This window comes from Azorhizobium doebereinerae UFLA1-100 (assembly GCF_000473085.1).
GTDB lineage: Bacteria > Pseudomonadota > Alphaproteobacteria > Rhizobiales > Xanthobacteraceae > Azorhizobium > Azorhizobium doebereinerae.
This window is the reverse complement of the sequence record NZ_AXBA01000067.1, coordinates 1-7,550: the sequence shown is the minus strand read 5'-3', so window position 1 is coordinate 7,550 and position 7,550 is coordinate 1. Positions and strand designations below refer to the sequence as shown.

7 protein-coding genes and 3 tRNA genes are annotated in these 7,550 nt (G+C 67.0%); 5 read left to right on the top strand and 5 right to left on the bottom strand.

The genetic code is table 11. The features are described 5' to 3' along the window. Positions 1-230: helix-turn-helix domain-containing protein (locus YU1_RS0125055; RefSeq protein WP_051356556.1), on the bottom strand; the 230-nt coding region annotated here is incomplete at its 3' end. A 96-nt stretch (positions 231-326) separates the two neighbouring features. Here YU1_RS0125055 and YU1_RS34255 point away from each other — a divergent pair. Together YU1_RS34255 and YU1_RS33745 are read left to right on the top strand one after the other, a co-directional pair. Continuing rightward, positions 327-497, top strand: coding sequence for a hypothetical protein (locus YU1_RS34255; RefSeq protein WP_210163768.1), 171 nt, complete (start codon positions 327-329; stop codon positions 495-497). Beyond that, on the top strand, positions 494-976 hold the full coding sequence (locus YU1_RS33745; RefSeq protein WP_029006396.1) for a helix-turn-helix domain-containing protein: 483 nt from the start codon (positions 494-496) through the stop codon (positions 974-976). Before YU1_RS34255 ends, YU1_RS33745 begins: the two co-directional genes overlap by 4 nt. A 502-nt stretch (positions 977-1,478) precedes the next feature. Here YU1_RS33745 and YU1_RS0125045 read toward each other — a convergent pair. The 4 genes from YU1_RS0125045 to YU1_RS0125030 all read right to left on the bottom strand — a co-directional run bounded on the left by YU1_RS0125045 (position 1,479) and on the right by YU1_RS0125030 (position 5,627). Continuing rightward, positions 1,479-1,553 (bottom strand) — tRNA-Thr (locus YU1_RS0125045). Positions 1,554-1,881: 328 nt separating this feature from the next. Then, complete coding sequence (locus YU1_RS0125040) at positions 1,882-3,549, bottom strand: MFS transporter (protein WP_029006395.1); 1,668 nt, start codon at positions 3,547-3,549, stop codon at positions 1,882-1,884. A gap of 374 nt (positions 3,550-3,923) precedes the next feature. Then, a complete protein-coding gene (gene rlmB, locus YU1_RS0125035) occupies positions 3,924-4,769 on the bottom strand; it encodes a 23S rRNA (guanosine(2251)-2'-O)-methyltransferase RlmB (protein WP_051357345.1) in 846 nt (281 codons plus the stop codon). Positions 4,770-4,850: 81 nt separating this feature from the next. Further along, positions 4,851-5,627 (bottom strand): substrate-binding domain-containing protein, encoded by a 777-nt coding sequence (locus tag YU1_RS0125030; RefSeq protein WP_029006393.1) that lies wholly within the window; start codon positions 5,625-5,627, stop codon positions 4,851-4,853. A 350-nt stretch (positions 5,628-5,977) separates the two neighbouring features. On the opposite strand from YU1_RS0125030, the gene YU1_RS0125025 reads away from it, so the two are divergent. The 3 genes from YU1_RS0125025 to tuf all read left to right on the top strand — a co-directional run bounded on the left by YU1_RS0125025 (position 5,978) and on the right by tuf (position 7,550). Then, positions 5,978-6,062: transfer RNA gene (locus YU1_RS0125025), tRNA-Tyr, on the top strand. A gap of 38 nt (positions 6,063-6,100) precedes the next feature. After that, positions 6,101-6,174: transfer RNA gene (locus YU1_RS0125020), tRNA-Gly, on the top strand. Between the two features lie 182 nt (positions 6,175-6,356). After that, the gene (gene tuf, locus YU1_RS0125015) at positions 6,357-7,550 is read left to right on the top strand and encodes an elongation factor Tu (RefSeq protein ID WP_029006392.1); all 1,194 of its coding nucleotides are present in this window, start codon (positions 6,357-6,359) and stop codon (positions 7,548-7,550) included.

Below are 7,550 nucleotides of genomic sequence, written 5' to 3'. Positions count from 1 at the left end.
GCCCAGGGTGACGGCTTGGCGTACCGCTCGGGCCAGATCTTCTCGGGAGCGATTCCGAGGAAATCGGCCAAGGCTTTCTCGCCTGCCAGGTGACGGCGGACGAGAGCGGAGCGGCAGGCCGATTGGTCGAGACCGGCTGCGAGGGCGATTGCCGTCAAAGTGGTCTCGCGCCGATGCACCTCGGCCCGGATCGCGTGCCTGTCCCACACGACAGGCGCCGACTTGGTCATGTTGAACTCCTCGGAAGCCGGCTCCTGCCAGAGCCGGTTTTTTCGGGGCATTGCGCACACGGATGAGAGCGCGAGTGCGTTCACGATGGAGTCAAGATGACACTAATTTCAGCGTCGATCAACGCTAAAATCAGCGTCACGCCTGCGGCTCGATCGTTCGCCGAGGGTAGGACGCTCAAAATACTTGAATCCCAATGGATTGAGCTGGGTGTGACCGCGATTTCAAGCACCCCCTTCCACCGTCACGGCTATGGAGAAATGCTGTGACCGGCGCTGATATCGGTGCAAGATTCGCGCAAATTCGCGTCGACGCCGGTGCCGCCACACCGAAGGCGATGTCAGATCGCTTGGGGATCGGCGAAAACGCTTGGCGTGAATACGAAAAGGGGAAGGGCACCCCTAGTTGGGCGACGTTGCAGAAGCTTGCAGCGCTCGGCTACGACCTCTCCTGGCTCATGACGGGGCAGGGCAATATGCGCAGAAGCGACAACGTATCCCTGCATCACGTCGATCCGGAATTTATGGGCCGGCTCGTTGAGGCGGTTGTTCGCACCCACAAAGAACTTGGGATCAATCTTCCCGAGGTTCGACTTGGCCACGTATCTGCGGAGGTGCTCGCCGACGTATTCAGCGCAGCCGAGGGGCCGGACGAATATCCAGAACAACTGGAACTGATGATCAAACGGCTTAAGCGACGCCTCAAGTTGGCGACAGAAGAACCTGGCACCGGCAAACGCTCGGCCTGATGCTCGTAAAGGAGGCCATTGTCGCAACCATCATCGACGCTCTAGCCGAGATCGTCGAATGCCTGTTTGTATCCGGATGCCGCTAACGCATTGATACGCAAGCGATGTTATTCGGCGCCGCCTTGCAGTTGCGGCAACGCTCAAGCCATAAGGGTTGGCGGGCCGCTAGGCTCCTGCGCACTCGCGATCCGTGTGGGGATATCTTCAGCCGGCTCAGTTGGAAGGCGGCGGCGCGGAGGTGACATCCGATCTTGCGCGCCTCGCCCAAACGCGCGCTGGTGACATCTGATCCTGCGCGCCCCGCCGATCAACGATCACGGGGATTCCCGCCGGGAGACGTTTCACCGCAAGGCTTTCCCGCCCATTCCCGGCAAATCCCACCTAATCCCACCACCGTCCCTAGATGACACCTGATCCTGCGTGTCACACCACGCCGCGGCGACGGGGGCTTTCGGTGGCTACTCCTGGTGGGTACCGGAATCCTGGCGGACGGTGACGGGTATGGTGCCGGTTGAGGGGATTGAACCCCCGACCTTCGGTTTACAAAACCGCTGCTCTACCGCTGAGCTAAACCGGCCCGGTCCAAACCGCTACGGGACCTCACGGCCCGGGTCCCTGCATGTATCAGCGGCCGGGAGGCCGAACAAGATGGGGGGTGTGGAGAGCGCCGCCGGCCGTCGGCGCGGTCGCTCCCGGGCGGCACGGTCGGCTGGCGGCTGGCGGCGGGCGGAAGAGGGTGCGGGGGAGGCGAGATCGCCAGTTCGAGGGCTGCCGCCTCAAGGTGCCCGACCAAAATGAAACGGCCCCGCGGGTGCGGGGCCGTTCTCCTTTGTGCCTCGGTCGCCGCAGCCTCGGCTGACAGCATTGAGCGGGTTCCTCCGGCCCGGGGGCCGGAGGGGGCAGGCTCAGTGCCAGTTCTCGAGGTCGCGATCCTTGGTCTCGGGCACGAACAGGAGGCCGATGACGAAGGTGCCCAGCGCGATCACGATCGGGTACCAGAGGCCGTAGTAGATGTCGCCGGTGGCCGCCACCATGGCGAAGGCGGTGGCCGGCAGCAGGCCGCCGAACCAGCCGTTGCCGATGTGATAGGGCAGCGACATGGAGGTGTAGCGGATGCGGGTGGGGAACAGTTCCACCAGCGCCGCCGCGATCGGCCCGTAGACCATGGTCACGAACAGCACCAGCACGAACAGCAGGCCGATGACCGCCGCGACCCGCGGCTGGAAGATGTCGAACGGATGCGACATCTTGATCACGTCCTTGTTCGTCGCCGCGCTCGGATAGCCCGCCGCCTGCAAGGCCGCCGTGGCGGTCTTGGCGAAGTCGGGACCATACGGGATGACCGCGTCGTTGATCTTCAGCGCCGTGGCGGAACCCGCCGGGCCGGTCTCGGTGCTGTACTTCACCGAGGACTTGGCCAGGAAGTCGCGGGCCACGTCGCACGGGGCGCTGTAGATGCGGGTGCCGACCGGGTTGAACAGGCTGCCGCATTCGCCGGGGGAGGCGACGACGGTTACCCGCACGTTCTTGATCGCCTGCTCCAGCGCCGGGTTGGCGTAGGTGGTGATGGCGTTGAACAGCGGGAAGTAGCTCGCCGCGGCGATCAGGCAGCCGGCCAGGATGATGGGCTTGCGGCCGATCTTGTCGGACAGCCAGCCGAAGAACACGAAGAAGCCGGTGCCGAACAGCAGCGACCAGGCGATCAGCAGGTTGGAGGTGTAGCCGTCGACCTTGAGGATCGATTGCAGGAAGAACAGGGCATAGAACTGGCCCGTGTACCAGACGACGCCCTGGCCGGCGACGAGGCCGAACAGCGCCAGCAGCACGATCTTGAGGTTGCCCCACTGGCCGAAGGCCTCCGAGAGCGGCGCCTTGGAGGTGGTGCCCTCTTCCTTCATCCGCTTGAAGGCGGGGGATTCATTGAGCTGGAGGCGGATCCAGACGGACACGCCGAGCAGGGCGATGGACACCATGAAGGGCACGCGCCAGCCCCAGGCCGCGAACGCCGGCTCGCCGACGATGGAGCGGGTGAACAGGATGACGATCAGCGACAGGAACAGGCCGAGCGTCGCCGTGGTCTGGATCCACGAGGTGTAGAAGCCGCGGCGGCCATGCGGGGCATGCTCGGCCACATAGGTCGCCGCGCCGCCGTACTCGCCGCCCAGCGCCAGGCCCTGGAGCAGGCGCAGCACGATGAGGATGACCGGGGCTGCGATGCCGATGGTGGCGGCATTGGGCAGGATGCCGACGATGAAGGTCGACAGGCCCATGATGAGGATGGTGATAAGGAAGGTATACTTGCGGCCGACGAGATCGCCGACGCGGCCGAACACGATGGCGCCGAACGGGCGGACCAGGAAGCCGGCGGCAAAGGCCAGCAGCGCGAAGATGTCGCGCGTGGCCGGCGGATAGGCGCTGAAGAACTGCGCGCCGATAATCGCCGCGAGCGACCCGTAGAGATAGAAGTCGTACCACTCGAACACGGTGCCGAGAGACGAGGCGAAGATGACCTTCTTCTCCTCGCGCGTCATCGGCGCATGGGCCGCAGCCGGACTGGCGGTCGTAACTGACATTGTTGCTCCTCCCACTATTCGGACGCCCCTCAAGCCGCGAACGGACGAGGAGACACAGGCCGTTCGCTCCGGGGGCTGACGCACCTGTGGGGATAGGGTCCGGCCCCGCGCCGCCAGGACGCGAGGGAATGGGCTTTTCCTCCGGCGGTGTCGTCCGTTCCGCGTCTTGTGCGCGGATGAGCCGATCCGGGCGCAGACCGCGCCTTGAACACAGGATGACCGAGGTTGGATCGGCTTTCGATTGGTCAATGGTCTTAGGTGCAACTGCGAGATGCTGAGTTGCGGCGCGCAAAACGTATTGCGGACAATGAAGCTGCCGCCGCCGGGCCGGTTTTTACTTGGCTATTGATCGCCGGCGAAGGCGGGGCGTGCGCTCACGCGTTCCGCTTGATCGCCCGGCGCGCCATGCCCAGGGACAGCGCCGCGGCGTTCGAGACGTTCAGGCTCTTGATGGCGCCGGGCAGGTCGATGCGGGCGAGCACGTCGCAGGTCTCGCGGGTGAGCTGGCGCAGGCCCTTGCCCTCGGCGCCCAGCACCAGGGCCATGGGCGCGCGCATGGGCGTGTCTTCCAGGTCCGCCGGCCCTTCGCTGTCGAGCCCGACCACCAGCATGCCAGCCTCCTTCAGTTCCTCCAGCGCGCGGGCGAGGTTGGTGACGAGGCAGAACGGCACGTGCTCCAGCCCGCCGGAGGCGCTCTTGGCGAGCACGCCGGTGGCCACCGGGCTGTGGCGGGCGGTGGTGACGATGGCGCCGACCGCGAACGCCGCCGCCGAGCGCACGATGGCGCCCACGTTGTGCGGGTCGGTGATCTGGTCGAGCACCAGCACGAGGTCGTGCTTGGCCACCTTCTTCAGCGGCGGGGAGGGCAGGTGGTCGGCTTCCGCCAGCAGGCCCTGGTGCACCGCGTCCGCCCCGAGCAGCTTGTCGATCTCGGACGGGCGGACGATCTCGGGCGCCACGGGAAGGGGGAAGCCTTCCTCCTGGAGGCGGTGGGCCGCGTTCTCGGTGGCCAGGATCTTGCGGAACTTGCGCTTGGGATTGGCCAGCGCCTCGCTCACCGTGTGCCAGCCGTAGAGCAGGGCGACATCGTTCTCGCCTTCCCAGGCCGGCGGGCGCCCGCCGCCGCTCCGGCGCTTGGGCGGGAAGGGGCGCGCGCCGCCCTTGCCGCCGAACGGGCGGTTGGCGCTGCGGAAGGGCGGGCGGTCGGGACGGTCAGACATGGGCAAGGCTTTGTCAGACCCGTGCCCGCCGCGCAAGAGGCGCGACCACGCGGGCAGGGCAGGGGCTCGGAGGCTCGGGGCTCAGGGCGCGGCGGGCTGCATGCCCTTGGCGGCGAGGACGGGCGCGGCGTCCGGGCCGGCGAGCCGGGCGAGGAAGGCGGCGGCAGCCTGGGGATCGGCCGGCCGGGGAGCCAGAGCGCCGGCATAGATGGTGTAATTCTGGATCGCCGCCGGCAGCGGGCCGACCAGATCGGCCCCCTTCACCGCGAGGATCTCGCTGATCTGGTGGATGGCGAGGTCCGCCTCGCCGGAGACGAGCCGGGTCGCCACCAGCCCGCCCGGCACCAGCACCGCCTTGGCCTTGATCGCATCGGCGATGCCCATGCGCGCGAACAGTCCGGCGAGATAGATGCCGCTTGATCCGCCCGCCGCCGGGTCGATCATCGCCACGCGGTGGGCCGAAAGCAGGGCCTGCCGGAAGGCGTCGGGCGTCGCGATGTCCGGCTTGGGCGCGCCGGCCTTCACCGCCACGCCGATGCCCACCTTGGCCAGCGGCGCGATGGCGCCCGGCCCGACCTTGCCGGCCTTCTGCAATTCGGCGAGGGCGCCGGGGGTGAGGATCAGCACGTCGAACGTCTCGCCGCCCTCCACCCGGCGGGCGAGGGCGCCGGCGGTGTCGTTGTCGAGCGTGACGACGGTGCCGGTGTCCGCCGCGAATCGCCCGGCGATCTCGGCGACCACCGGCTTGAACGCGCCGGAGGTCAGCACCTTGAGCTCGGCCGCGCGGACGGGGCTCGCGGCGAGCAGCGCCGCGCCCAGCAGCGCCTGGGCGAAGGGGATCCAGCGTCGGCGTCGCACGGACCGCGGCACGGCCGACGTGATCGGGGCGGGAAGAGGGCGTGGCAGAGGGGGGAGCATGGCGCGATCCGGCAGCGGCGATGAATTCCCAGCATAGCGCCGCCGGCCCGCGGGGCCAGCGGAACCGGGCCTTGCGGCGTCATGCCGGGCCATCGGCGGCGGGCACGATCCACAGGGGCGGACGGGCACTTATCTTCCGGGGTTGACTTGTGGAAGGGCGCCTCACATAAAACCGGGCCTTGAGGGGGCGGGGCGTGCCCATTCCCCTCGGCCGGCTTGGCTGGCACAAGGCAAATGCTTGTATTCCCGCCCGGCTCTTGCCAAGCAGGAATGACGACGGGCCCGGATGTGGAGGGGTGCCCGAGTGGTTAAAGGGGACGGACTGTAAATCCGTTGGCTCTGCCTACGTTGGTTCAAATCCAACCCCCTCCACCACCCGTCGTCGGATTGAAGAGCGCAGCATCGTGCGTCGCGCGGGTGTAGCTCAATGGTAGAGCAACAGCCTTCCAAGCTGATGACGAGGGTTCGATTCCCTTCACCCGCTCCAGCTCCGCCGCTGCCGCGCGGCTGCTGAGGAACGGTGCCGGCCAGTGCGTCGCGCAGGCTCTCGCGTGGGCACGTGTCGCGCGGGCACTGTTGCGCAGGCACTTGCGATCTTCCCAGAAACCCCCTATCCCACGGCGGCTTTTTTCGCGGCCCGCCGGTCGCCCGAAGGACTGAGAGAGAACGATGGCCAAAGCTAAGTTTGAACGTAACAAGCCGCACTGCAACATCGGCACCATCGGGCACGTTGACCACGGCAAGACGTCTCTGACGGCCGCGATCACGAAGGTGCTGGCGGAGACGTCTGGCGGGGCGACGTTCACGGCGTACGACCAGATCGACAAGGCGCCTGAAGAGAAGGCGCGCGGCATCACGATCTCGACGGCGCACGTCGAGTACGAGACCGCGAACCGCCACTATGCGCACGTGGACTGCCCCGGTCACGCCGACTATGTGAAGAACATGATCACCGGCGCGGCGCAGATGGACGGCGCGATCCTGGTGGTGTCGGCGGCCGACGGCCCGATGCCGCAGACCCGCGAGCACATCCTTCTGGCGCGCCAGGTCGGCGTTCCGGCGCTGGTGGTGTTCCTGAACAAGTGCGACATGGTCGACGATCCGGAACTGCTGGAGCTGGTCGAGCTGGAAGTGCGCGAGCTGCTGTCCAAGTACGACTTCCCCGGCGACGACATCCCGATCGTGCGCGGCTCGGCGCTGATGGCGCTTGAGAACAAGTCGCCGGAGCTGGGCACCGAGGCGGTGCTGAAGCTGATGGCGGAAGTCGACCGCTACATCCCGCAGCCGGAGCGTCCGGTTGACCAGCCGTTCCTGATGCCGATCGAGGACGTGTTCTCGATCTCGGGCCGCGGCACGGTGGTGACCGGCCGCGTCGAGCGCGGCATCGTGAAGGTCGGCGAGGAAGTCGAGATCGTGGGCATCCGCCCGACGGTGAAGACGACCGTGACCGGCATCGAGATGTTCCGCAAGCTGCTGGACCAGGGGCAGGCGGGCGACAACGTCGGCGTGCTGCTGCGCGGCACGAAGCGCGAGGACGTGGAGCGTGGCCAGGTTGTGTGCAAGCCGGGTTCGGTGAAGCCGCACACCAAGTTCAAGGCCGAAGCCTACATCCTGACCAAGGAAGAAGGCGGCCGTCATACGCCGTTCTTCACCAACTACCGTCCTCAGTTCTACTTCCGCACCACGGACGTGACTGGCGTGGTGACGCTGCCCGAAGGCACCGAAATGGTGATGCCGGGCGACAACATCTCGGTGGACGTGCATCTGATCGTGCCGATCGCCATGGAGGAGAAGCTGCGCTTCGCCATCCGTGAAGGCGGCCGCACCGTCGGCGCCGGCGTCGTCGCCTCGATCATCGAGTGA